Origin of the sequence: Achromobacter sp. 413638 (genome assembly GCF_043119405.1) — a bacterium.
GTDB lineage: Bacteria > Pseudomonadota > Gammaproteobacteria > Burkholderiales > Burkholderiaceae_B > Achromobacter.
Map to the genome: position 1 here is coordinate 12,008 of NZ_JBICCO010000038.1, position 25,502 is coordinate 37,509.

At 67.8% G+C, this 25,502-nt stretch carries 21 protein-coding genes; 14 read left to right on the top strand and 7 right to left on the bottom strand.

Annotated features, from left to right (window positions below):
• Window positions 1-5 precede the first annotated feature (5 nt).
• Entirely contained in the window at window positions 6-1,616 is a 1,611-nt protein-coding gene (locus tag ACEU5R_RS16695) for a DHA2 family efflux MFS transporter permease subunit (protein ID WP_392410904.1), read from the top strand.
• A 122-nt stretch (window positions 1,617-1,738) separates the two neighbouring features.
• On the opposite strand, the gene ACEU5R_RS16700 is transcribed toward ACEU5R_RS16695, so the two are convergent.
• The 3 genes from ACEU5R_RS16700 to ACEU5R_RS16710 all read right to left on the bottom strand — a co-directional run bounded on the left by ACEU5R_RS16700 (window position 1,739) and on the right by ACEU5R_RS16710 (window position 5,542).
• Window positions 1,739-2,725: a hypothetical protein gene (locus tag ACEU5R_RS16700; protein WP_103275396.1), complete on the bottom strand. Its 987-nt coding sequence runs from the start codon at window positions 2,723-2,725 to the stop codon at window positions 1,739-1,741.
• A gap of 34 nt (window positions 2,726-2,759) precedes the next feature.
• Complete coding sequence (locus ACEU5R_RS16705) at window positions 2,760-3,827, bottom strand: tartrate dehydrogenase (protein WP_103276577.1); 1,068 nt, start codon at window positions 3,825-3,827, stop codon at window positions 2,760-2,762.
• 188 nt (window positions 3,828-4,015) lie between these two features.
• The gene (locus ACEU5R_RS16710; protein WP_392410906.1) at window positions 4,016-5,542 is read right to left on the bottom strand and encodes a helicase HerA-like C-terminal domain-containing protein; all 1,527 of its coding nucleotides are present in this window, start codon (window positions 5,540-5,542) and stop codon (window positions 4,016-4,018) included.
• Between the two features lie 157 nt (window positions 5,543-5,699).
• Here ACEU5R_RS16710 and ACEU5R_RS16715 point away from each other — a divergent pair, with 157 nt between their 5' ends.
• From ACEU5R_RS16715 to ACEU5R_RS16745, 7 genes are all read left to right on the top strand, one after another.
• Window positions 5,700-6,431 (top strand): YebC/PmpR family DNA-binding transcriptional regulator, encoded by a 732-nt coding sequence (locus ACEU5R_RS16715; RefSeq protein ID WP_103275398.1) that lies wholly within the window; start codon window positions 5,700-5,702, stop codon window positions 6,429-6,431.
• A gap of 30 nt (window positions 6,432-6,461) precedes the next feature.
• Window positions 6,462-7,763 (top strand): phosphoribosylamine--glycine ligase, encoded by a 1,302-nt coding sequence (purD, locus tag ACEU5R_RS16720; protein ID WP_392410907.1) that lies wholly within the window; start codon window positions 6,462-6,464, stop codon window positions 7,761-7,763.
• On the top strand, window positions 7,760-8,671 hold the full coding sequence (gene hemF / locus ACEU5R_RS16725) for an oxygen-dependent coproporphyrinogen oxidase (RefSeq protein WP_392410908.1): 912 nt from the start codon (window positions 7,760-7,762) through the stop codon (window positions 8,669-8,671). The genes purD and hemF overlap by 4 nt, the downstream gene beginning before the upstream one ends.
• Entirely contained in the window at window positions 8,668-9,255 is a 588-nt protein-coding gene (nadD, locus tag ACEU5R_RS16730; RefSeq protein ID WP_392410909.1) for a nicotinate (nicotinamide) nucleotide adenylyltransferase, read from the top strand. The genes hemF and nadD overlap by 4 nt, the downstream gene beginning before the upstream one ends.
• 74 nt (window positions 9,256-9,329) lie before the next feature.
• On the top strand, window positions 9,330-9,734 hold the full coding sequence (gene rsfS, locus ACEU5R_RS16735) for a ribosome silencing factor (RefSeq protein ID WP_103275402.1): 405 nt from the start codon (window positions 9,330-9,332) through the stop codon (window positions 9,732-9,734).
• A 7-nt stretch (window positions 9,735-9,741) separates the two neighbouring features.
• A complete protein-coding gene (gene rlmH, locus ACEU5R_RS16740; protein ID WP_392410910.1) occupies window positions 9,742-10,212 on the top strand; it encodes a 23S rRNA (pseudouridine(1915)-N(3))-methyltransferase RlmH in 471 nt (156 codons plus the stop codon).
• Between the two features lie 22 nt (window positions 10,213-10,234).
• Window positions 10,235-10,858, top strand: coding sequence for a nucleoside triphosphate pyrophosphatase (locus ACEU5R_RS16745; protein WP_103275404.1), 624 nt, complete (start codon window positions 10,235-10,237; stop codon window positions 10,856-10,858).
• A 4-nt stretch (window positions 10,859-10,862) separates the two neighbouring features.
• Here ACEU5R_RS16745 and ACEU5R_RS16750 read toward each other — a convergent pair whose 3' ends face one another.
• Window positions 10,863-12,221, bottom strand: coding sequence for a dicarboxylate/amino acid:cation symporter (locus ACEU5R_RS16750; RefSeq protein WP_392410911.1), 1,359 nt, complete (start codon window positions 12,219-12,221; stop codon window positions 10,863-10,865).
• A 290-nt stretch (window positions 12,222-12,511) separates the two neighbouring features.
• Here ACEU5R_RS16750 and ACEU5R_RS16755 point away from each other — a divergent pair, with 290 nt between their 5' ends.
• A complete protein-coding gene (locus ACEU5R_RS16755; protein WP_103275406.1) occupies window positions 12,512-14,434 on the top strand; it encodes an ATP-binding protein in 1,923 nt (640 codons plus the stop codon).
• Complete coding sequence (locus ACEU5R_RS16760; protein ID WP_392410912.1) at window positions 14,431-15,837, top strand: sigma-54-dependent transcriptional regulator; 1,407 nt, start codon at window positions 14,431-14,433, stop codon at window positions 15,835-15,837. Before ACEU5R_RS16755 ends, ACEU5R_RS16760 begins: the two co-directional genes overlap by 4 nt.
• Before the next feature lie 22 nt (window positions 15,838-15,859).
• On the opposite strand, the gene ACEU5R_RS16765 is transcribed toward ACEU5R_RS16760, so the two are convergent.
• Window positions 15,860-16,801: a pirin family protein gene (locus ACEU5R_RS16765; protein WP_103275408.1), complete on the bottom strand. Its 942-nt coding sequence runs from the start codon at window positions 16,799-16,801 to the stop codon at window positions 15,860-15,862.
• A 121-nt stretch (window positions 16,802-16,922) separates the two neighbouring features.
• Here ACEU5R_RS16765 and ACEU5R_RS16770 point away from each other — a divergent pair, with 121 nt between their 5' ends.
• Complete coding sequence (locus tag ACEU5R_RS16770; protein WP_103275409.1) at window positions 16,923-17,831, top strand: LysR substrate-binding domain-containing protein; 909 nt, start codon at window positions 16,923-16,925, stop codon at window positions 17,829-17,831.
• A 285-nt stretch (window positions 17,832-18,116) separates the two neighbouring features.
• Window positions 18,117-20,822 carry an aconitate hydratase AcnA gene (gene acnA, locus ACEU5R_RS16775; protein WP_392410913.1) on the top strand — a complete coding sequence of 902 codons (2,706 nt, stop codon included), beginning with the start codon at window positions 18,117-18,119 and terminating at the stop codon, window positions 20,820-20,822.
• 97 nt (window positions 20,823-20,919) lie between these two features.
• Here acnA and ACEU5R_RS16780 read toward each other — a convergent pair whose 3' ends face one another.
• The gene (locus ACEU5R_RS16780) at window positions 20,920-21,885 is read right to left on the bottom strand and encodes a DUF4892 domain-containing protein (protein ID WP_392410914.1); all 966 of its coding nucleotides are present in this window, start codon (window positions 21,883-21,885) and stop codon (window positions 20,920-20,922) included.
• Window positions 21,886-22,114: 229 nt separating this feature from the next.
• Window positions 22,115-22,888: a class III extradiol ring-cleavage dioxygenase gene (locus tag ACEU5R_RS16785; protein WP_103275411.1), complete on the bottom strand. Its 774-nt coding sequence runs from the start codon at window positions 22,886-22,888 to the stop codon at window positions 22,115-22,117.
• Between the two features lie 286 nt (window positions 22,889-23,174).
• On the opposite strand from ACEU5R_RS16785, the gene ACEU5R_RS16790 reads away from it, so the two are divergent.
• Both ACEU5R_RS16790 and earP read left to right on the top strand, forming a co-directional pair.
• Complete coding sequence (locus tag ACEU5R_RS16790) at window positions 23,175-24,377, top strand: DUF2863 family protein (protein WP_392410915.1); 1,203 nt, start codon at window positions 23,175-23,177, stop codon at window positions 24,375-24,377.
• Window positions 24,378-24,385: 8 nt separating this feature from the next.
• On the top strand, window positions 24,386-25,501 hold the full coding sequence (earP, locus tag ACEU5R_RS16795; protein WP_392410916.1) for an elongation factor P maturation arginine rhamnosyltransferase EarP: 1,116 nt from the start codon (window positions 24,386-24,388) through the stop codon (window positions 25,499-25,501).
• Window position 25,502: the final 1 nt, after the last annotated feature.

Consider the following 25,502-nt stretch of genomic DNA (forward strand, 5'->3'; position numbering starts at 1 on the left):
ACGCCATGAGCACTCCCGCCCAGCCCGAGGCCGGCGGCGCGCCCGCCGCGCCGGCCCGTCCCCCGGGCGCCCACCCGCCGCTGGAAGGCGCGACCCGCATCATCGGGTCCATCGCGCTGTCCACGGCGGTGTTCATGAACGTGCTGGACACCTCGATCGCCAACGTGTCCATTCCCACCATCTCGGGCGACCTGGGCGTGAGCACCAGCCAGGGCACCTGGGTGATCACATCCTTCGCGGTGGCCAACGCCATCACGGTGCCCCTGACCGGCTGGCTCACGCAACGCTTCGGCCAGGTGCGGCTGTTCCTGATGTCGACGCTGCTGTTCGTGCTGGCCTCGTGGCTCTGCGGCTTTTCGCCGTCGCTGGAGGCGCTGATCGCCTTCCGTGTGCTGCAGGGCGCCGTCGCCGGCCCGATGATCCCGCTGTCGCAGGCGCTGATGCTGGCGAGCTTTCCGAAGTCGAAGGCCGGCATGGCGCTGGCGGTCTGGTCCATGACCACGCTGGTGGCGCCCGTGGCCGGGCCCTTGCTGGGCGGCTGGATTTCCGACAACTACACCTGGCCCTGGATCTTCTACATCAACGTGCCGGTCGGCCTGCTGGCCGCCTGGATCAGCTGGCGCATCTACCGCGACCGCGAATCGCCCACGCGCAAGCTGCCCATCGACAAGCTGGGGCTGGTCCTGCTGGTGGTGTGGGTCGGCGCGCTGCAGATCATGCTGGACAAGGGCAAGGAGCTGGACTGGTTCGCCAGCCCCACCATCCTGATCCTGGCGGCGGTGGCCGTCGTGGCCTTCGTGTTCTTCCTGATCTGGGAACTGACCGACGCGCACCCCGTGGTGGACCTGCGTCTGTTCAAGGTGCGCAACTTCACGGTCGGCGCGCTGACGCTGGCCGTGGCCTACGGCGTGTTCTTCGGCAACGTGGTGCTGCTGCCGCTCTGGCTGCAAAGCAACATGGGCTACACGGCCACCTACGCGGGCCTGGTCACCGCGCCGGTGGGGCTGTTGGCCATCCTGCTGACGCCGGTCGTGGGCAAGATGCTGGCCACGCGGGATCCGCGCCAGATCGTCACCGTGGCCTTCCTGATCTTCGCGCTGGTGTGCTTCATGCGCTCGGGCTTCAATACCCAGACCGATGTGCGCACGCTGATGACGCCGACCATCATCCAGGGCGCGGCCATGGCGGCCTTCTTCGTGCCCCTGACCTCGATCACGCTGTCCAGCATCGAGCCCTGGCGCATTCCGGCGGCGTCGGGTCTGTCGAACTTCCTGCGCCTGACGGCGGGGGCCTTCGGCACCTCGATCGCCACCACGCTATGGGAAAACCGCGCCACGATGCATCACGCGCAGCTGACGGAAATCGCGCGGCCCGGACAGGCGGCCTTCGACCAGACGGTCGGCACGCTGCAGAACGGGCTGGGCGTGTCGCACGCGCAGGCGCTGACGCTGGTGGACCGGATGGTCAACACGCAGGCCTTCACCATGTCCGCGGTGGACGTGTTCTATGGCTCGGCGGTGATTTTCCTGCTGTTGACCGGCCTGGTCTGGTTCGCCCGGCCCAAGTCCGCGAAGGCGGGCGGCGGCGCGGCGGAAGCGGCGGCGGGAGCCCACTAGACCCGGCGAGCCGCCTTGGCGGCCACCAGGAATGAACAGACCCGCCCTGGAGGCGGGTCTGTTGCGAATGAGGGCTGATGCGGCCGGGTTCCCGTCGACGACCCGCGCCAGAGTGACGCGGTTCAGGCGGTTTCGTTGCGCTCGACGGCACCGGGTTTGAGCAACTCGCGCCAGTCCTTGCGTTCGATCACGTCCGGCGGCAAGGCGCTGACCGGGGACAGGTTGTATACCGAAAGGCCGCGCTCGGCCCAATGCCTGGCGGCAAACCTGAAGGACGGCTCGATCACGCGGGCGAAATGCCGCGCCAACCGGCTGCTCTGAGGCGACACGCCTTCATCGTAGAAGCGCAGGCCGTTTTCAAGGCTCAGGTCCAGGCCATGCACGTAGAGATTACGGGCGCCATACGAAAACAGCACCTGCAACGCGGCATAGGCCACCGTGTCGGCATCGAACACCCCGAGCGCAGCATTGAAGCTGAAGCCCAGCCCCAGCTCCGCATCCAGCAGGTGCAGGTCCGGGTTCGCCTGGACCATGCGCACCAACGTCGCCGGCGCCGTGCTGCGTTGATAGGCCCGCTCGAGGATGAGCTCGATGATACAGATGCGGCAGCGTATCTCTTCCTGGGGCACGCCCTGGACGATGTAGCGCAGCACCTCGGGCGAGACATACAGCGTCAGGTCGCGCGACACGATCTCGCGCACCAGGGCGATGCGATCGCGCACGAAGTTCTGGTCGATAATGCAGTAATACTTGAACGGCAGGTCGTACTTGTTGGCCAGCACGATCGCGCCGTTCACCCCCATCGCGCACTGGATGTTCATCCGGTCATAGGGGATTTCCGCGATGGAAGGGCCGCTCAGGATCAGATGAACGGTTTCGTCGGAGGGGTCGTATCCTTCGTCCAACGGCGTCACAGGCACTGACCGGCCGAATGCCCGATAACCACTGATGGTTCCCAGCGAATCTCGCTGGATGCGGACAAACGGCCAGAGATGCTGGTTGTGCCGCTGGCTGCGCGAGCGCAGCATGCGGAACAACTTGCGCACGAATCGATCCGCCCGCCCGCCACCAATGTGGCCGGGCGGAGCAGGCGAGATCGCTTGGTCCATTTTCACTCTGTAAAGCCCTTCCTCACTACCTTGCTCAGCGCGCCGAAATCAGCGACGCGATCGCGTCTCCGACCTCGGCGGTGGATGCCGTGCCCTGCATGTCCCGGGTGCGCGGTCCGTCCGCCAGCACGGTCTCGATCGCGCTCACGACGGCGGCGGATGCCTCTGGATAGCCCAGGAAATCCAGCATCAGCGCGCCGCTCCAGATCTGGCCGATCGGATTGGCGATGCCCTTGCCGTAGATGTCGGGCGCCGAACCGTGCACGGGCTCGAACAGGGATGGGAACTTGCGCTCGGGATTCAGGTTGGCCGACGGCGCGATGCCGATGGTGCCCGTGCAGGCCGGACCCAGGTCCGACAGGATATCGCCGAACAGATTGGACGCCACCACGACGTCGAACCAGTCGGGATGCTGCACGAAATGAGCGCACAGGATATCGATATGGTACTTGTCCCAGCGCACGTCGGGATAGCCCTTGGCGATATCGGCCACGCGCTCGTCCCACCAAGGCATCGAGATGGAAATGCCGTTGGACTTGGTGGCTGCGGTCAGGTGCTTGCCGCGCTTCTGGGCCAGGTCGAACGCGAACTTCAGCACGCGGTCGGCGCCAACACGGGTGAACACACTTTCCTGGATCACCACCTCGCGCTCGGTGCCCTCGAACAGGCGGCCGCCGCTATTGGAGTATTCGCCCTCGGTGTTTTCGCGGACGATGTAGAAATCGATCTCTCCGGGCTTGCGATTAGCCAGCGGCGAAGGCACGCCGGGCATCAGACGCACGGGACGCAAATTGATGTACTGATCGAATTCGCGGCGGAACTTGAACAGCGAACCCCACAGCGCCTCGTGGTCGGGCACCGTGGCCGGCCAGCCGATCGAGCCGAAGAAAATCGCTTCGTGCTGACCAATCTGCGCGCGCCAGTCGTCCGGCATCATTTTGCCGTGCTTCGCGTAATAATCGCAGCTCCAGTCGAAGTGGTCCCACTGGAATCCGATATCGAATCGCGCCGCGACCGCATCCAGCACTTTCAGGCCTTCGGGCACGACTTCCTTGCCTATGCCGTCTCCCGGAAGCACCGCGATCTTGTGTTTCTTAGCCACCAATTTTTTCCCTTTGATTCTCGGTATATACCGCCCAAGATCATAGGCATAAATTATAGTGGCGCAATACCCCTGGTTACAAAAACTCCGGATATTTCCGGGAAACCGGCCACAAAAATCCCGTTTCAGACTATTGCGTATGACAGCGCATTGTCAGGTAGGACGGCTCCGCCAATCCTCCCGCAACGTCAGCGGCGCCCCTTCGAGCCAAGCAACGATCCCAGGATGCCTCGCGCCAGTTCCCGGGCGACCGTGCGGACGGTGCTCTTGGCCATCGTCTGGACCACCCCGTCGCGCTTGCCACCCCTGGGGCCGGTCGATCCGAACAGCACTTCGTTCAGGCCCTGCATGAAGCCGCCCTCCTCGCCAGCCGGCGTCTGCCCGCCCGCTGGCGCGCCGGGCGCGGCCGCGCCGCCGCCATTCTGGCCAGCGGGGGCCGATGCCCGGCCCGCCAGCACCTCATAGGCGGATTCGCGGTCGATCGCCTGCTCGTACTTGGCCGACAAGGGATTGGCCCGTCGCAACGCCTGGCGCTCGGCATCCGTGGCCGGCCCGATGCGACTGGCCGGCGGCACGATCCAGGCGCGCTCGGTGGGCTGCGGCCGCCCCTTGGCGTCCAGCAAGGACACCAGGGCCTCGCCGACGCCCAGTTCGGTGATGGCGGCCTCGATATCCAGCCCGGGATTGGGACGCATGGTCTGCGCCGCCGTCTTGACGGCCTTCTGGTCGCGCGGCGTGAAGGCGCGCAGCGCGTGCTGGACGCGGTTGCCCAGCTGCCCCAGCACCGTGTCGGGAATATCCAGCGGGTTCTGGGTGACGAAATACACCCCGACGCCCTTGGAGCGGACCAGGCGGACCACCTGCTCGATCTTGGTCAGCAGGGCTTGCGGCGCATCGGTGAACAGCAGATGGGCCTCGTCGAAGAAGAAGACCAGCTTGGGCTGTTCCATATCGCCCACTTCCGGCAGCTTTTCGTACAGGTCGCCCAGCAGCCAGAGCAGGAAGATCGCGTACAGGCGCGGCGCCTGCATGAGTTTGTCGGCGGCCAGCACGTTGACGATGCCGCGTCCCTGGGCGTCGGTGCGCATCAGGTCGGCAACATCGAGCATGGGCTCGCCGAAGAACTTCTCGGCCCCCTGCGACTCCAGCGTCAGCAGGCTGCGCTGGATCGCGCCCACGCTGGCGGCCGACACGTTGCCGTAACGGGTCTTTAGCTCGGCGCTGCGGTCGGCCACGTTCTGCAGCATGGCGCGCAGGTCCTTCAGGTCCAGCAGCAGCTGGCCTTCGTCGTCGGCGACCTTGAACACCAGCGCCAGCACTCCTTCCTGGGTGTCGTTCAGTTCCAGGATGCGCGCCAGCAGCAGCGGCCCCATGTCGGAAATGGTGGCCCGGACCGGCGCGCCCTGCTCGCCGAACACGTCCCACAGCGCCACCGGGCTGGCGGCCCAGGCCGGCTCGGCCAGGCCCAGGCTCTTGAGCCGTTCCTGCAACTTGGGAGAGGCCGCGCCCGCCTGGGAAACGCCGGTCAGGTCGCCCTTGACGTCGGCCATGAACACCGGCGTGCCGATGCGGGAAAACGATTCCGCCAGCACCTGCAGGGTGACGGTCTTGCCGGTCCCCGTCGCGCCGGTGATGCAGCCATGCCGGTTTGCCAAGGCCGGCAGCAGGGCCAGTTCCGTCTGCGCGTTCTTGGCGATGAGGATGGGGTTGGGCATGGACGACTCCGGACCGGTTGAAACAGATGCCCAAGTGTAGAGCCTGCCGGCGGGCTTGTGCGCGTGGCCGGACGGACACAACCGGCGCGCGGCCGGGCGCGCGCCGCGCCGGCACGGTAAAATGCTCGCCTTCAAAGACCTTTTATCCTGGAACGCTATGGCCGGACACAGCAAATGGGCCAATATTCAACACCGCAAGGGCCGTCAAGACGCCAAGCGGGGCAAGCTCTGGACCAAGATCATCCGTGAAATCACGGTGGCGGCCCGTGCCGGCGGCCCTGACCCGGACAGCAATCCGCGGCTGCGCATGGCCTGGGACAAGGCGACCGACGCCAACATGCCCAAGGACAACATCCAGCGCGCCATCCAGCGCGGCGCCGGCGGCGCCGACGGCGAAGCCTACGAGGAAGTCCGCTACGAGGGCTACGGCATCGGCGGCGCGGCGGTGATCGTCGACTGCATGACCGACAACCGCACCCGCACCGTGGCCGAAGTGCGCCACGCCTTCGCCAAGAACGGCGGCAACCTGGGCCAGGAAGGCTCGGTCGCCTTCATGTTCAAGCATTGCGGCCAGTTCGTGTTCGCCCCCGGCACCCCGGAAGACAAGGTCATGGAAGCCGCCCTGGAAGCGGGCGCCGAGGACGTGACGACCGATGACGAAGGCGTGATCGAAGTGATCAGCGCGCCGGCCGATTACGCCGCCGTGCGCAAGGCCTTCGACGCCGCCGGCCTGAAGGCCGAGATGGACGGCATCGTCATGAAGGCCCTGAATGAAACCGAGCTGGCCGGGGAAGACGCCATCAAGATGCAGAAACTGCTCGACGCCCTGGAAGGCCTGGACGACGTGCAGGAAGTCTATACGACCGTCGTTTTCGACGAAGCGCAGTAAGCCGCAAGCAACCTTCAGAACCACGCAATAATGAAACTCCTGGTAATTGGCTCGGGCGGCCGCGAACATGCCCTCGCATGGCGGCTGGCCCGCTCCCCGCGCGTACACAAGGTCTACGTCGCGCCGGGCAACGGCGGCACCCAGCGCGCCGAGCAGATGGAAAACATCGCGCTCACCAATGCCGAGGAGCTGGCCGATTTCGTCCAGCGCGAAGGCATCGCGCTGACCGTGGTCGGCCCCGAGGCTCCGCTGGCGGCCGGCGTCGTCGACGTGTTCCGCGCGCGCGGCCTGAAGATCTTCGGTCCCACCAAGGCGGCCGCGCAGCTGGAAAGCTCGAAGGACTACGCCAAGGCCTTCATGGTCCGCCACAACATCCCGACGGCGCGCTACGAGACCTTCACCGACCCGGCCCGCGCGCACGCCTACATCGACGCGGAGGGCGCCCCCATCGTCATCAAGGCCGACGGCCTGGCCGCCGGCAAGGGCGTGGTGGTGGCTGCGACGCTGGAAGAGGCCCACGCGGCGGTCGACGCCATGCTGGGCGACGGCTCCATGGGCGAGGCCGGCGCGCGCGTCGTGATCGAGGAATGCCTGGTCGGCGAGGAAGCCAGCTTCATCGTCATGTGCGACGGCCGCAACGTGCTGGCGCTGGCCACCAGCCAGGACCACAAGCGCCTGCAGGACGGCGACCAGGGCCCCAACACCGGCGGCATGGGCGCCTATTCGCCCGCCCCCATCGTCACGCCCGAGCTGCACCACCGCATCATGCGCGAGATCATCCTGCCGACCGTGCAGGGCATGACGCGCGACGGCATCCCGTACACCGGCTTCCTGTACGCCGGCCTGATGATCGCCCCCGGCGATGATCCGGACCGCGCCATCAAGACGCTGGAATTCAACTGCCGCATGGGCGACCCGGAAACCCAGCCCATCATGATGCGCGTCAAAAGCGACCTGCTCGACGCGCTGGAGCACGCGGTGGACGGCACGCTCGACCAGGCCGACATCACCTGGGACCGCCGCACCGCGCTGGGCGTGGTGCTGGCCTCGCACAACTACCCCAACACGCCGCGCACCGGCGACGTCATCAAGGGCCTGCCGGCCGACGCCGAGGACTGCATGGTGTTCCATGCCGCCACGCGCCTGGAAGGCGATGAAGTCCAGACCACCGGTGGCCGCGTGCTGTGCGTGACGGCGTTGGGCGACTCGGTCAAGATGGCCCGCGACCGCGTGTACGAGGCGATCGACGGCATCCACTTCGACGGCCGCCAGTACCGCAGCGACATCGGCTGGCGCGCGCTCAAGCCCTCCCAGCAGAAAACCGGCCGATGAGCGCCCTGCCCGTCACCGATGTCCGGAACTATCTGACCGGGCTGCAGTCCCGCATCGTCGGCGCGCTGGAAGACGCGGAGGGCGCCGCCTTCCGCAGCGACTCCTGGACCCGCGCCGAAGGCGGCGGCGGGCTGTCGCGCCTGATCGAGGGCGGCGCGCTGTTCGAGCGCGCCGGCGTGCTGTTCAGCCACGTCAAGGGCTCGCAGCTGCCGCCGTCGGCCAGCGCGCACCGGCCCGAGCTGGCCGGCCGCCCCTGGGAAGCCATGGGCGTGTCCATGGTGCTGCATCCGCGCAACCCCTATGTGCCGACCACCCACATGAACGTGCGCATGTTCCTGGCCGCGGCCCGTCCCGGCCATGACGAAAGCGACGTCTTCTGGTTCGGCGGCGGCATCGACCTGACGCCGTACTACCCGTTCGAGGAAGACGCCCGCCATTTCCACGCAACCTGTCGGGACGCGCTGGCGGCGCACGGCGCGGACTACTATCCGCGCTACAAGCGCTGGTGCGACGAGTACTTCTTCCTGAAGCACCGCAACGAGACGCGCGGCGTCGGCGGCATCTTCTACGACGATCTCAACGCGCCCGGCTTCGACGCCTCGTTCGCGCTGACGCGCTCGGTCGGCGACGCCTTCCTGCCGGGCTACATGCCCATCGTCGAACGCCGTCGCGGCCTGACCTACGGCGAGCGCGAGCGCGACTTCCAGGCCTACCGGCGCGGCCGCTACGTCGAATTCAACCTGGTGTTCGACCGAGGCACGCTGTTCGGCCTGCAATCGGGCGGACGCACGGAATCCATCCTGCTGTCCATGCCGCCCATGGCGCATTGGCGCTACGACTGGCAGCCGCAGGCGGGCACGCCCGAGGCCGAGCTGGCGGCCTACCTGACGCCACGGGACTGGGCGTGAAGCGTATCGGGCTCCTGGGCGGCAGTTTCGACCCCGTCCATCTGGCGCACGTGGCGCTGGCGCAAAGCGCGCTGTCGGCGCTGGCGCTGGAACAGGTGCAACTGATCCCCACCGCCAATCCCTGGCAGCGCGAGGCGCTGCAAGCGACGCCGGCGCAACGCCTCGATATGCTGGCGCTGGCCATCGCGGACCAGCACGGCCTGGCCGTCAACCCCATCGAGATCGAGCGGGGCGGCGCCACCTACACCATCGACACCCTGCGCGCCCTGCCCGGCGATGCCCGCTACGTCTGGCTGCTGGGCGCCGACCAGCTGGCCAACTTCTGCACCTGGCGCGCCTGGGACGAAATCGCCGAGCGCGTGGACATGGCCGTGGCGGTCCGTCCCGGCACGCCGCTGGCGCCGCCCGCCGAACTGGCGGCGCGCCTGCGGGAGCTGGGTCGCGGGCTGCAATCCCTGCCCTTCGCGCCCATGGCCGTGTCCGCCTCGGAAATCCGCCGCCGCCTGGCCAAGGGCGAATCCACGGCGGGCATGCTGGCCGAGCCCGTGGCCGCGTATATTGCGGCGCACAATCTCTACCGATAATCCTCCCGCCCGCCGGGCGCGATCGCCGTGAATATCGGTTCCGGCCATCCGCCCGCGGGTTATTATTCGCAGCTATGGATATACAGAAACTCCAACGCGCCGTCATCGATGCCCTCGAAGACGTCAAGGCGCAAGACATCAAAGTCTTCAACACCACGCACCTCACCAGCCTGTTCGACCGGGTGGTGATCGCCAGCGCAACCTCCAACCGGCAAACCCGCGCCCTGGCGTCCAGCGTCGCCGACCGTGGCCGCGCCATGGACCTGTCCGGCATCACCATCGAAGGCGAGGACACCGGCGAGTGGGTCGTGGTCGACCTGGGCGACGTGGTCGTGCACATCATGCAGCCCGCCATCCGCCAGTACTACAACCTGGAAGAGATCTGGGGCGGCAAGCCGGTGCGCGTCAAGCTGCTGCCGGAATCCACCCGCGCCGCCCCCGTCGCCGGCAGCAACGCCTACGACGGCGTGGACGACTGAGTCCGCCGTGAAACTCATCGTCGCGGCCGTCGGCACGCGCATGCCCGAGTGGGTCGAGACTGCCTGGAACGATTACGCCAAGCGGCTGCCGCCGGACTGCGCGCTGGAACTGCGCGAAATCAAGCCCGAGCCACGCACCAGTGGCAAGACGCCGGCGCAGATGATGGCGGCGGAAGCCAAGCGCATCGATGCCGCCCTGCCCCCGGGCGCGCTGCGCCTGGCGCTGGACGAGCGCGGTCGCGACCTGACCACGGTCGCGCTGTCGCAAAAGCTGGAACAATGGCGCGCGGGCGGCCAGGACGTGGCCTTCCTGGTGGGCGGCCCCGATGGCCTGGACGCCGAGCTGAAGGCGTCCTGCGGCGGGCAGATCCGCCTGTCGTCGCTGACCCTGCCGCACCCCATGGTGCGGGTGGTCCTGGCCGAGCAGCTCTACCGCGCCTGGGCCATCATGACCAACCATCCCTATCACCGCGCCTGACTCCGGGCGCGGCCAGCCCCGCATGGACCTGACCTCGACTTCCGGCGCGCCCGCGCGCATCTACCTGGCCTCCGCTAGCCCCCGGCGCCGCGAGCTGCTGACCCAGATGGGCGTGGCGCACGAGGTGCTGCAGGTGCCGGCTCCGCCCGGCGAGGACGAACCCCAGCACGCGGGCGAAAGCGCCACCGACTATGTGGTCCGCACCGCCAGGGAAAAGGCCCTGCGCGGACGCGACTGGATGCAGGCCCAGGGCCTGGCGCCGCTGCCCCTGCTGTCGGCCGACACCACGGTGATCCTGGCGGGCGCCGTGCTCGGCAAGCCCGCCGACCGCGCCGATGCCGAACGCATCCTGCGCGCCCTGTCCGGCGCCACGCATGAAGTCCGCACCGCGGTGGCGCTGTGGGCCGGCGACGGCCTGCGGGAAGCCGTCTCGGTCACGCAAGTCAGCATGCGTGCACTGGACGCGGAAGACATCGCGCGCTATTGCGACAGCGGCGAGCCCTATGGCAAGGCCGGCGCCTATGGCGTCCAGGGACTGGCCGGCGCCTTCGTCGCCAGCCTGTCGGGCAGCTATACCGGCGTGATGGGCCTGCCGGTATTCGAGACCGCGGCATTGCTGCGCGCGGTCGGCATCCGCATTCCCTGAGTCGTCAGCCCTGCTGCGCCGGCGCCGGCACCGCCAGGCTCTGGCCTTGCTGCTGCGGCGCTTCGCCGGGCGACGGCAACTCCTGGCCGTCCAGCGCCCGTTCCAGCTGCCCGCGGTCGAGTTCGCCTTCCCAGCGCGCCACCACCACGGCGGCCGTGGCATTGCCGACCAGATTGGTCAGCGCGCGGCATTCGGACATGAAACGGTCCACGCCCAGGATCAGCGCCATGCCGGCGACCGGCACGCTGGGCACCACCGACAGCGTGGCCGCCAAAGTGATGAAACCCGCGCCCGTCACGCCCGCCGCGCCCTTGGAGCTCAGCATCGCCACCAGCAGCAGCAGGATCTGATCGCCCAGCGACAGCGGGATATCGCAGGCCTGCGCGATGAACAGCGCCGCCATGGTCATGTAGATATTGGTGCCGTCCAGGTTGAACGAATAGCCGGTCGGCACCACCAGCCCGACCACGGACTTCGAACACCCGGCCTTCTCCATCTTCTGCATCAGCGTCGGCAGCGCGGCTTCCGAGGAGCTCGTGCCCAGCACCAGCAGCAGCTCTTCGCGGATGTAGCGCACCAGCTTCAGGATGGAAAAGCCGTTGTAACGCGCCACCGCGCCCAGCACGATCACCACGAACAGCACCGAGGTGGCGTAGAACGTGCCCACCAGCATGGCCAGATTGACCACCGACTTGATGCCGTACTTGCCGATGGTGAAGGCCATGGCGCCGAACGCGCCGATCGGCGCCGCCTTCATCAGGATGGCGACCAGCTTGAAGATGGGCTGGGCCAGCACCGTCAGGAAGTTCAGCACCGGTTTGCCGCGCTCGCCGACCTGCGCCAGCGCGATGCCGAACAGCACCGCGACGAACAGCACCTGCAGGATGTCACCGCCGACGAAGGGGCTGAAGATGGTCGTCGGGATGATGTTCATCAGGAAGCCGGTGATGGTCGAGTCATGGGCCTTGGCCACATAGCCCGACACCGCCTTGGTGTCCAGCGTCTTGGGGTCGATGTGCATGCCGGCGCCCGGCTGCACGATATGGCTGACCACCATGCCGACCACCAGGGCCAGCGTCGAGAACACCAGGAAGTACAGCATGGCCTTGCCTGCCACGCGGCCGACCTTCTTCAGGTCGCTCATGGCGGCGATGCCGGTGGCCACGGTCAGGAAGATGACGGGCGCGATGATCATCTTCACCAGCTTGATGAAGCCGTCGCCCAGCGGTTGCATGGACTGTCCCAGCTCAGGCTTGTAGTGGCCGAGCAGCATGCCGACCACAATGGCGAAAAGCACCTGCACGTACAGGACTTGATAGAACTTCAGCTTGCGCGCGGGCGCGCCTTGATCAGTGTCGATCATGGGTTTTGTCCCCACCAGGGCCCCAGCTCCGCGCGATTCAGCAGCACGGGCGGCGGGGCGTTATCTCTTTTATGGTCGCCCCGCATGGCGAGGCGGCCGATTTCACCGCGCGGACGCGCCACGGGCTTGTCCTTTCCTACGCAAACGGCGTGCCAACCTGCCTGGGCACACAAAAATATTCCAAGTTATTGAAAAATAAGGATTTTATTTTTTTCCAATGAACATCGGCAGATCCTGGCTGCGAAAGTCCGCACAAGCCGGAGATAAAATGTGCGAAAAACCGCACAACCATGTCCGATTCCACCGCCACCCCGCGCATCGAGCCGCCCGCCAGCAAGCCGGGCATGGGCTGGCCCGCGCGCATCACACTGGCGTTGCTGCTCATCGGCGCCATCTTCGCCGTGCTGCATCTGGCCACCGGCTGGGCGCGCGAAGGCGCGCTGCGGGAGGCGGCCCAGCTGGCGCGCAACGCCAGCCAGATCAACGCCGCCCTGCTGCGCAACAACCTGGACAAATTCCGCGCGCTGCCCTTCGTGCTGACGCGCGATGTGGACCTGCGCGCGGCGCTGCTGGATCCCGTGCCGGCCCAGATCGGGCCGCTCGATGAAAAACTCGAAGCCCTGAGCCGCGGCGTGGGCGCGGCGGCCATCTACGTGCTGGACCGCACGGGCTACGCCATCGCCGCCAGCAACTGGCGCGAGCCGGCCAGCTTCGAGGGCGTGGACTACCAGTTCCGGCCGTATTTCCGTGGCGCGGTCGCGCATGGCTCGGCCGAGCACTTCGCGCTCGGCACCATCAGCCACGAAGCCGGCCTGTACCTGTCGCGCCGCGTCGACGCGCCGGACGGCGGCATGCTCGGCGTGGTGGTGCTGAAGGTGGATTTCCGCGAACTGGAGGCCGACTGGCGCCAGTCCAACGCGCCGATCTTCGTCACCGACGAACACGGCGTGGTCCTGCTGGGCAGCCTGCCTCAATGGCGCTTCGACGTGCTGGCGCCGCTATCCGAAGAGCTGGCGCAGCGGCTGCGCACCAGCCTGCAATTCGGCGACGCCCGCTTCCAGTCCGTGCCGATCAGCCCGCCGCTGCAGACCAGCAGCACGGGAACGCTGGTGCGCGCGGACGTGGCCCTGCCGCAGATACCGGCCGGCTCGCCGCTGCTGCACACCACGCTGCCCATCACCGAATCGCCGGGATGGACGCTGCACCTGCTGTCGCCGGTGCAGTCCGCGCTGAACCGCGCCAGCGCCAATGCCCAGCTGGGCGCGCTGCTGGCGCAAAGCCTGCTGGCCGCCATCGTCGGCGTGCTGCTCTACCGCCGGCACCGCGGCCATGAGCACACCCGGCAGCAGACCGCCATCCGCCAGCAGCTCGCCGACCAGGTGCACGAACGCACGGCGCAGTTGCGGCTGGCCAACGACCGGCTGCTCGGCGAAATGGACGAACGCCAACGCGCCCAGGCGCGGCTGCACACGCTGCAGGATGAACTGGTCCAGGCCAGCAAGCTGGCCTTGCTGGGACAGGTGGCCGCCGGCGTCGCGCACGAAATCAACCAGCCTGTCGCCGCCATCCGCAGCTACGCGGACAATGCCGCCGAATTCCTGCGCCGCCAGGATCCGGAGACCGCGCGCGAAAACCTGGAATCCATCGCCTCGCTCACGGAACGCATCGGCCATATCACCGGCGAGCTGCGCGCCTTCTCGCGCAAGGCCAGCACGCAGGTCGCGCCGATCAGCCTGGGCGCGGCGCTGGACGGCGCGCTGCTGCTGGCCGGCCCGCGCGCCGCGCGGCAGGGCGTGGCGCTGCATCGGCCGGCCGCCGGCCAGGATGCGCGGGTGCTGGCCGACCGCATCCGGCTGGAACAGGTGCTGGTCAATCTGCTGCAGAACGCGCTGGACGCGCTGGGCGGTCAGCCCGGCGGCCGCATCACCCTGGCCTTGCGCGACCAGGGCGAGCGGGTGCAACTCTATTTCCATGACAACGGACCGGGCCTGAGCGCCGAAGCGCTGGCCGGCCTGTTCACGCCCTTCCACACCACCAAGCCCGAGGGCCTGGGACTGGGGCTGGTGATCTCCCGCGACATCGTCGCCGAATTCGGCGGCGAGCTGCGCGCGGCGGATGCCACGGACCCGGAGTTCCCCGCGCCCCACGGCCCCGGACGCGGCGCCCTGTTCATCCTGACGCTGCGCAAGGCGTCCCCCCTTCCCGCATCATGAGCCGATCCGCCTCTTCCGCGCCGCCATCCGGCGCCGCCGCCCTGCCCGCCAAACCCGCCGTGCGCGTGGTCTTCATCGACGACGACGCCGAGCTGCGCCGCGCCAACAGCCAGACGCTGAAGCTGCATGGCTTCCAGGTGGAGGCCCATGCCAGCGCCCGCGCCGCGCTGCCCGTGCTGACGCGCGCGTTCGACGGCGTGGTGGTGACCGACATCCGCATGCCGGACATGGACGGGCTGCAACTGTTCCAGCGGCTGCGCGACCTCGACGCCGAAATCCCCGTCATCCTGATCACCGGCCATGGCGACATCGCCACCGCCGTCCAGTGCATGCGCGAGGGCGCCTATGACTTCCTGGCCAAGCCCTATCCCGCCGAGCGCCTGATCGCCACCATCGGCCATGCCGCCGAGAAGCGCAGGCTGGTGCTGGAAAACCGCCGCCTGCAGGAAGCGGCCTTCGCCTCGGGCGCCGACGCGGAGCCGTTCATCGGCAATACCCCGGCCATGCTGCGGATCAAGCAGACGCTGCGGCATATCGCCGACGCCGACGTGGACGTGCTGGTGGAAGGCGAGACCGGCACCGGCAAGGAAGTGGTCGCCAGCGCACTGCATCGTCTGAGCCGCCGACGCCAGCACGAACTGGTGGCGATCAACTGCGGCGCGCTGCCCGAAAGCGTGATCGAGAGCGAGCTGTTCGGCCATGAGGCGGGCGCCTTCACCGGCGCCCAGAAGAGGCGCATCGGCCGCATCGAGCATGCCAGCGGCGGCACGCTGTTCCTCGATGAGATCGAGAGCATGCCCCTGAACATCCAGGTCAAGTTCCTGCGCGTGCTGGAAACCCGCCAGATCACGCCGCTGGGCACCAACGACGTGCGCAGACTGGACCTGCGGGTGGTCGCGGCCACCAAGGAAGACCTGGGCAGCGCGCTGGCGCGCCCGCATTTCCGCGAAGACCTGTTCTATCGCCTGAACGTCGTCACCATCCGGATCCCGCCACTACGCGAACGGCGCGACGACATTCCGCTGCTGTTCGCGCACTACCTGGGCATCGCCTCGCGGCGCTTCCAACGCGACATCCCCGACCTGCCGGCGCAGGTCCGGCGGCATCTGCTGGAACACGCCTGGCCCGGCAACGTGCGCGAGCTGGCCCACTTCGCCGAGCGCGTCGTGCTGGGCGTGCATGGCGGCACGCCGCTGTCGGCGCCGCAGCCTGCCGGTGCGGGCAGCCTGCCGGAAAGGGTGGAACGCTTCGAGGCGCAGCTGATCCGCGACGCGCTGGCCGTCAACCATGGCGATATCAAATCCACGCTGGAAGCCCTGGGCATTCCGCGCAAGACGTTCTACGACAAGCTTCAACGCCATGGCATAGACCGCCAGGAATACACCGGCGGCGCGTTGGAATAGCGGCGCCGCGGCGGCGGCCGGCTCAGCCCGCGCCGGCCGGCTCCGCGGGCCTGCCCGGCGCCGCCCCGTCATCTCGGATCCGTCCGAAATCGCCCGCGTCGTAGGCCCGCATGGCCTCTTCCAGCGCGCGCTGCGAAGCCATCACGAATGGGCCGCGCTGGATCACGGGCTCGTCGATGACGGGCCCGGCGATCAGGACGATGTGCGCCGGCGCCCGGCCGGCGATCAGCAGCAGCATGCCGTCGCCGTCGGCAGAGGCCGCCACGGCCGAACCCGTATGCAGGACGGCGAAGTCCGGATCCTCCCCCTGCCGCCTGGCGGCCGGCGCCGCGCCGGGCCCGAGCTGGTGGCGCGCGCGCAGGCCCAGGTCGCCCTGCACCGCGTAGACCCAGGCATTCCAGCCGTCGGGCAGCGGCACCAGGCGAGTGGCGCCCGGGCGCAGCCAGATGTCCAGGATCAGCAGCGGCTCGGGACCCAGCGGCGGCGACTCCCAGCCGTCATAGGCGCCCGACACCACGCGCACCCGGCCCGCGTCGCTCTGGATGATGGGCATTTCCCAGGCGCGCAGCAGCGACGTCGCCGGAGGCAGCCCTTTCAGACGCTCGGGCAGGTTCACGAACATCTGCAGACCGTTGAGCCGGGCCGGGCCGACCGGCTGCTGCGTATGCACGATCCCCTTGCCGGCCAGGGTCCAGTGCAGGTCGCCCGCGCGGATCTCGTGGTCGTTGCGCACGCTGTCCAGGCTTTGCATCACGCCCTGGCTGTCCTCGAACAACAGCGTCACCGCGGAAATGCCGGCGTGCGGATGCGGCGCGAAGGTCGGACCCGTCATCACGAAATGGTCCACCAGCACCAGCGGCGACATGCCCAGGGGGAAATCGGTGTGGCGGAACTGGCGGATGGAACAGGCCTCGCCGACCGGCTGGGCCTGGCTGGCGACCAGCGGGCTGAGAAGAATCGTCAAGAATATGCTGCCTGATTGTTGCGTGGCGCACAGCTTAGGCGTTCCGCATGCCAGACAATAGAGGCCAATTTCAGGAATAATTGTCCTGCTTGTCAGGACAATCTCAACACATGTTTCCTTTATGACTTCCCATATTCACCACCTGGACGACCTGCTGCTTTTTAGCGAGGTGGTGGAAAAAGGCGGCTTCTCCGCCGCCGCCCGCATCCTGGGCCTGCAGCGCTCCAAACTCAGCCGGCGCGTGGCGGACCTTGAAGCCCGGTTGGGGCTGCGCCTGCTGCAACGCAATACCCGGCATATCTCGCTGACGCCCATGGGCGAACAGATCTATGTGCACGCCCGCGCCATGGCGCGCGAGGCGCGCACGGCCTATGATCTGGCGGCATCGATGGGCGACACGCCCAGCGGGCTGCTGCGCATCACGGCGCCGTCGGCCCTGGCGGTCACGCTGCTGGGCGACCTGATCGGACGCTACTGCCAGCAGCACCCTCGCGTGCGCGTGCTGCTGGACACCCGCGACCAGATCATCGACCTGGTGGGTGAAGGCTACGACCTGGCCTTCCGCGCGCAGGGCGCCTCGCTGACGGACTCGCGACTGGTGGCGCGCGAACTGGCCCCGGTTCCGCTGGTCCTGGTCGCCGCGCCGGACCTGGCGCGCGCCGACCTGCGCCGTCCGCGCGACCTGACCGCGCTGCCGCTGCTGGCCCATGCCACGCAGGACAGCCTGCAGAACTGGCAATTCAGCCATCCTTCGGGCGAGCGGGAGTCGCTGGAGTTCACGCCCCGCAGCCTGAGCAACAATCCGGCCGCGGTGCGCGAGATGGCGCGCGCCGGCCTGGGCATCGCGCTGCTGCCGCACTATCTGTGCGCGGCCTCGCTGGCGCGCGGCGACCTCGTCGCCCTGCTGCCGTCCTGGACCGCCGCGCCGGCCCGCATCTACGCGGTCATGCCCGCCCGCCGAGGCACGCCGCTGGCCCTGCGGCGGTTCCTGGACTTCGCCATCGCCGAATTGCCCGCGCGGCTGGGTTGAACGCCCGCCGCGTGCCGGCCGCCATACGCTTGCAGGACTTTCTTGGTAAAAAACAGGGTCCCCGCGGGGATGCGCCCGCCGCCTCGCGCGTTGGCGGCGGCGCGCGAGGCGGGCCGGACGGCCTCGGGCCCGGTTTGGGCAGGGCCGGAACTTTGACGCGCCACCCAAGTCTTATATAAGATATAAGACATAAGGTCCGCCGCGAGCTTGTCACGCTTAGAATGACAAACGCGCCAAAACGCCAGAAAATGCCGGCTTCACGCGGGCGAAACCATGGAGTCCATCATGCCGCACAACACCCTCGACACCCTGAAGAATTTCAAGATCGGCGACAAGTCCTGTCAGTACTATTCGCTGCCGGCCCTGGGCAAGGCCCTGGGCGTGGACGTGCAGCGGCTGCCCGTCTCCATCCGCATCGTGCTGGAGTCGGTGCTGCGCAACTGCGACGGCAAGAAAGTCACCGAAGAACACGTCAGGCAGCTGGCCAACTGGCAGGCCAACGCCAAGCGCGAGGATGAGATCCCCTTCGTGGTGGCGCGCGTGGTGCTGCAGGACTTCACCGGCGTGCCGCTGCTGGCCGACATCGCCGCCATGCGCTCGGTGGCCGACCAGATGGGCAAGAGCCCCAAGAGCATCGAGCCGCTGGTGCCGGTCGATCTGGTGGTCGACCACTCGGTCATGATCGACTACTTCGGCACCAAGAACGCGCTGGACCTGAACATGAAGCTGGAATTCAAGCGCAACCAGGAGCGCTACCAGTTCATGAAGTGGGGCATGCAGGCCTTCGACACCTTCGGCGTGGTGCCCCCGGGCTTCGGCATCGTCCACCAAGTCAACCTGGAATACCTGGCGCGCGGCGTGCACCAGGACAAGAAGCACAACGTCTACTACCCCGACTCGCTGGTGGGCACCGACAGCCACACCACCATGATCAACGGCATCGGCGTGGTCGGCTGGGGCGTGGGCGGCATCGAGGCCGAGGCCGGCATGCTGGGCCAGCCCGTGTACTTCCTGACCCCCGACGTGGTCGGCGTGGAGCTCAAGGGCAAACTGCGCGGCGGCGTCACCGCCACCGACCTGGTGCTGACCATCACCGAAATGCTGCGCCGTGAAAAAGTGGTGGGCAAGTTCGTCGAATTCTGTGGCGAAGGCACCGCCAGCCTGTCCGTGGCCGAACGCGCCACCATCGGCAACATGGCGCCGGAATACGGCGCGACCATGGGCTTCTTCCCGGTCGACGAACGCACCATCGACTACTTCCGCGGCACCGGCCGCACCGAAGCCGAGATCGCCGCCTTCGAAGCCTATTTCAAGGCCCAGAAGATGTTCGGCGTGCCCAAGGCCAAGGACATCAACTTCACCAAGCTGCTGACGCTGGACCTGTCCACCGTGGCGCCGTCGCTGGCCGGCCCGAAGCGTCCGCAGGACCGCATCGAGATCGGCAACGTCAAGAACACCTTCATCGATCTGTTCTCCAAGCCGGTCGCCGAGAACGGCTTCAACCAGCCCGCCGACAAGCTCGGCCAGACCTACACCACCAGCGCCGGCACCAAGGTCAAGAACGGCGACATCCTGATCGCGGCCATCACGTCCTGCACCAACACGTCCAACCCCAGCGTGCTGCTGGCGGCCGGCCTGCTGGCCAAGAAGGCCGTCGAAGCCGGCCTGACCGTGCCCAAGCACATCAAGACCTCGCTGGCCCCCGGATCGCGCGTGGTCACCGAATACCTGACCAAGACGGGCCTCCTGCCCTACCTGGAAAAGCTGGGCTTCGACGTGGCCGCCTACGGCTGCACCACCTGCATCGGCAACGCCGGCGACCTGACCCCGGACCTGAACGAGGCCATCATCGGCAACGACCTGGTCTGCGCCGCCGTGCTGTCGGGCAATCGCAACTTCGAGGCTCGCATCCACCCGAACATCAAGGCCAACTTCCTGGCATCGCCGCCGCTGGTCGTGGCCTATGCCCTGGCCGGCACCATCACGCGCGACCTGATGACCGAACCCGTGGGCCAAGGCAAGCACGGCGACGTGTGGCTGGGCGACATCTGGCCGAGCACCGAGGAAATCGACGCGCTGCTCAAGTTCGCGCTGGATCCCAAGGCCTTCCAGGCCAACTACGGCCAGGTCAAGAGCAACCCCGGCGAACTCTGGGAACACATCAAGGGCGTCACCGGCGACACCTACAACTGGCCCGACTCGACCTACATCGCCGAGCCGCCGTTCTTCCAGGACTTCGGCATGACGCCGGGCGCCACGCCGACCGTCAAGGGCGCGCGCGCGCTGGGCGTGTTCGGCGACTCGGTCACCACCGACCACATCTCGCCGGCCGGCTCCATCAAGGAAACCTCGCCCGCCGGCAAGTGGCTCAAGGAACACGGCGTGATGAAGGCCGACTTCAACAGCTACGGCTCGCGCCGCGGCAACCACGAGATCATGATGCGCGGCACCTTCGCCAACGTGCGCATCAAGAACCTCATGATTCCCGCGCTGCCGGACGGCAGCCGCTTCGAAGGCGGCGAGACCCTGTTCCAGCCCACCGGCGAACAGATGTCCATCTATGACGCGGCCATGAAGTACGTCGCGGCCGGCACGCCCACCGTGGTGTTCGGCGGCGAGGAGTACGGCACCGGCTCGTCGCGCGACTGGGCCGCCAAGGGCACCCAGCTGCTGGGCGTGAAGGCCGTGATCACCCGCAGCTTCGAGCGCATCCACCGCAGCAACCTGGTCGGCATGGGCGTGCTGCCGCTGCAGTTCAAGGGCAACGACAGCGTGCAGTCGCTGGGCATCACCGGCGAGGAAACCTACGACATCTCCGGCCTGGAAAACGGCATCAAGCCGATGCAGGACGTGATGCTGACGATCACCCGCAAGGACGGTTCCAAGCAGGACGTGACCGTGCTGCTGCGCATCGACACGCCGATCGAGGTGGACTACTACCAGCACGGCGGCATCCTGCCCTTCGTGCTGCGCCAGCTGCTGGCGGCCTGAGCCCGGGCCCCGCGCGGGCCATCAAGGCAAAAGCCCCCGGAACCTCGCGGTTCCGGGGGCTTTTTTGATCACCGGGCCATGCCTCGGTGGCGTGTCGTCACTGGCTGACCAGCTCGACGCGGCGGTTCTTCGCGCGGCCGGCCTCGGCGTCATTGGCGGCCACCGGCGCCAGCGAGGCCACGCCGCGTGGCGACAGGCGCGCGGCCGGGACCTTGTAGCCCGCCTCCAGCGCCTTGACCACGGCGTCGGCGCGCTTTTGCGACAGGTCCATATTGCCGGCCAGCGTGCCCTGGTTGTCGGTGTGACCCACCACGTAGACCTTCAGGTTCGGATTGGCGTTGAGCAGCTTGCCCATCTCGTCCAGCGCCGCCTTCGACTCGGGCTTGACCTCGGCCTTGTCGGTATCGAAGTACACGCCATAGACCGCGACGCGGCCCGATTCGGCCAGCGACTTCTGCATGGCGGCCATGTCCAGCACCTGGACCTGCCCCGTCTGCATCGGCTTGGTTTCGAGCACTTGCTGGAACACCGGCGTGATGTGATTGGAGCCGTCTTCCATCACGTCCAGGAACACGTAGATATCGCCGCTGGGCGCTTCCTTCTTGGCCAGCACCACGTAGTACTTGCCGCCGAACGTGGCATCGCCCTGGCCGGGCTGGCGTACCTTTCCGCCATTGATGACGAAGGACTGGAAATCGCCGCCGCACTGCTCGTCGCCCTTGCATTCGAACAGGGTCTTGAAACCGCCGGCCTGCAACGCGCCCTGATAATTGCGGTAGACCTCCAGCGCCGATTTCTTGCCGTCGATGCGGTAGGAGATGCGGGTCAGCTTGCCCTCCAGCTCCAGGCCCTTGGCCTCGGCTTCGCGCGGGATCGGCCGGTCGGGCATCACGGCTTCGTCGAAGTCCTTGTGTTCGTAGGCGCGGATCTCGGCGCCCTCGAAGCGGGTCAGCGCGGGATGGTCCTTGGATCCCTTCACGTCCTCGGCCCAGGCCGGCGACGACGTCGCCAGCGACGCCGCGATGGCGGCCAGACACGCGGATTTCACGATATGCGCATTCACGATCTCTACACTCCCGGCCGGAAGGCTCCGGCATGCGTCCAGAAAGGAAAACGCCCGCGGATACGGGCGGCAGCCATTATGCGCAGGCGCTTTGAAATTTCAAACCACACCGGGTAACAAACCGTAGGCAAGCGCGTCCGGGCGCGACGCGCCCCCCGTCTGCTACGGGTTTCGACGGGCCTTTTATCCTTAGGCCCCGAACCCGCTCGGGTAGCCCGAGCGGCCTCTGTCAATCGAAGGCATAGGCATCCATCGCCAGGGCGCCATAGGAAATCTCGTCGTTCAGCCGCGTGGCCCGCCCGCCGCCCGCGCCCAACGCCACGTAGAGCGGCATCAGGTGATCGTCATGCGGATGGGCCTGCGCCGCGCCCGGCGCCCGCGCCTGCCAGTCCAGCAGCGCCGGCAGGTCATGGTCGGCCAGACGGCCGGCATACCATTGCTGGAACGCCGGCACATACGACGCCGGCGGCGCATCCTGCGGCATGCGCACATCGCGCAGATTGTGCGTCAGCGAACCCGAGCCGATGATCAGCACGTCCTCGTCGCGCAGCGGCGCCAGCGCGCGGCCCAGTTCGAGCTGCCCGGCGGCGTCGCGCTCCATGTCCAGCGACAACTGCACCACCGGCACGTCGACCTCGGGATAGAGGTAGCGCAGCGGCACCCAGGCGCCATGGTCCAGCGGACGGCGCGGATCACGATCGGCGGCGATGCCGGCGTCGGCCAGCAGCGCCTGCGCGCGCGCGGCCAGTTCCGGCGAACCGGGCGCGGCGTATTGCAACGTGTACAGCTCCGGCGGAAAACCGCCGAAATCGTGCCAGGCCACCTGTTGGTCGCGCGTGGACAGGGCCAGGCCATGGCCCATCCAGTGCGGCGATACCACCAGGATGGCGCGCGGCTTGCGGCCCTGCGCCTGGCTCCAGGCGGCCAGCGCGGGGCCGGTCAGACCGGGCTCGACGGCCAGCATGGGGGAACCGTGGGAAACGAAAAGCGTGGGCCAACGCATGGCGCTGCCTCCTGAATAAAATCCGATGACAACATTTTCTTCCGATTTGATTGAGCAATAAATATGGAATTTCGACATGCTCTGTTGCCAAAATCGGATCAATACCTCCCACCGTTTTTGCAGCCGCGCCGCGCGCGCACGAAAAGGCGTGCCGCAATCGCCTTCCCCCCGCCCGGGCGCCAGCATCCATGCGCCTGCGCGCGGCCACGGTCGACACCGCAATGATCCGGTTCAGCGCGGGCGTTAAACTACGCTGTTGCACACTCACTGGATGCCCATAGAAGTCATGGCCCGTTCCCGCAGCCAATCCGCTCCCCGCCTGACCCGTGACGCCAGCCGTCTGATCACGCTTGCCCAGGCGCTCAACCGCTCGGGCAGCCGCGTCGAGGACATCTTCTGGGAAGCCCAGCTGGCCGAAGCCATCCCGAAGCTGCTCAAGGCCGGGCAAGACGCCCCGCTCGAAGCCGCGCTGGACCATCTGGCGCAGGCCGATGTCGGCGCTTACGAGGTGCTGATCGAACAGGCGGAAACCCTGTCCGAATCCACCAAGATCGACAAGAACGGCGTGCGCCACGATGTATTGCTGGTGGTGGCCCCGGTGGTGGCCTGGACGCGCTACGCGATCCCGACCGGCGCCATCTCCGCCAGCGCGCAGCAGGCGGTGCTGGCCCAGCTGCACGGCCATGTGCTGTCCACCCAGGCGCGCGCGGCGCTCATGCCCTGGCTGGTCAGCGTGGACCAGATGCCGCGCACCTTCTCCGAAACCTGGCAGTGGCTGCAACGCCTGGGCACCCAGGCGCTGGGCGCCGAAACCATGAAACCGGCGCTGAACACCGAGGCCGAAACGGCGAACATGCTGGCGGACACCCGCTACATCGTCGCCGCGGTGGCCGTGCCCGAGCACGCCCCCATCTTCCGCTGGCAGGAACAGATTGGCGACGCCGACGCCAGCCGCGAAGCCTGCCAGCAACAATGGGCCGCGCAGGCCCAGCCCACGCTGGCCGCCCTGCTGCCCGGCTGCGGCTTCGAATCGCTGCTGCCGGACGCTTATTACGTGAGCAACCGCGAAGCCGACCGGCGCGTGCGCCCACTGTCGCTGCGCGCCGCCATCAGCTGGCTCGAAGGCGCGGTCAATCTCGAAGCCTCGCAACTGCGGGCCGTGGTGGCCGGCTGCGGCGAAAGCAGGATCGACGAATACCGCATCGGCTTCACCGCGCGCAACAGCAACGACGTGTACTACGGCTGCGTCTGGCCGCTGTACGGGCGCGAGGAAGACCTGCCGGCCGACGAAGGCCAGCCGGACGTGGTCGACGAAATCGCCGCGCTGCTCAAGGAATACGGCGTCAACGACGTGCGCCGCATTCCCGGCCTGCTGCCGCCCGACTACTGCGAGGACTGCGGCGCGCCCTACTTCCCGAATCCGCTGGGCGAACTGGTGCACGCCGAGCTGCCCGAGGACGCCGAGGCCGCGCCGGCCAAGTTCCACTAGGAAGCGCGATGCGGGCCGACATCTTCTGCCGGGTCGTCGATAACTACGGCGACATCGGCGTGTGCTGGCGCCTGGCCCGCCGGCTGGCCCAGGTTCCGGGCTGGCGGCCGCGCCTGTGGGTCGACGACCTGCGGGCCTTCGCCCGCATCCAGCCCGGGCTGGACCCGGAACAGGCGCGCCAGCAATGCCTGGGCATCGACATCGTCCACTGGACGCCGGCGCCGCCCGCCGACCTGACGCCCGGCGACGCGGTGATCGAGGCCTTCGCCTGCGATCCGCCCGACGCCTTCCTGGATGCCATGCGCCAGGTCCATCCGGTCTGGATCAACCTGGAATACCTGAGCGCCGAAGCCTGGATCGAAAGCTGTCACGGCCTGCCGTCGCAACGGCCCGACGGGCTGGTCAAGCATTTCTACTTTCCCGGTTTCACTCCGGCCACGGGCGGACTGCTGCGCGAGCCCGGCCTGTCCGCCGAACGCGACGCGCTGCAGGCTTCGCCCGAACAACAGGAGTCCGTGCTGCGCGCGCTGGGCGTGCCGCAGCACGCGCTGTCGCGCCGGCGCGACGGCGCTCGCCTCGTGTCCCTGTTTTGCTATCCGGACGCGCCGGTCGACGCACTGGCCTCGGCCCTGGCCGCCGATCCGCGCCCGACCGTGCTGCTGGCACCCGAAGGCGTGGCGCCCGGCCTGGAAACGGCCTGCGCCGCGCCGGGCCGCCCCGCCCTGGTCAGGCTGCCCTTCGTCAGCCAGCCGGACTTCGACCGCCTGCTGTGGTGCGCCGACCTGAACTTCGTGCGCGGCGAGGATTCCTTCGTGCGGGCCGCCTGGGCCGCGCGTCCGCTGGTCTGGCAGATCTACCCGCAGCACGACCAGGTCCATCTGGACAAGCTCGAGGCCTGGCTGGCCCGCTATCCCGCCACCGAAGGCGCCCGGGCGTTGATCCGAGCCTGGAACCAGCCCGACGCCCCCCAAGCCCTTGGTCCGTCCCTGGCCGCCGCCCTGGCGCCCGAGGCCTGGCAGGCCTGGGCCCGGGCCGCCCGTGACTGGGACGCAGCCCAGGCCGATCGGCCCGACCTGGCGGAAAATCTGGCCGCGTTTTGCGCAGAGTTGGCCAAGAAACGCTAGA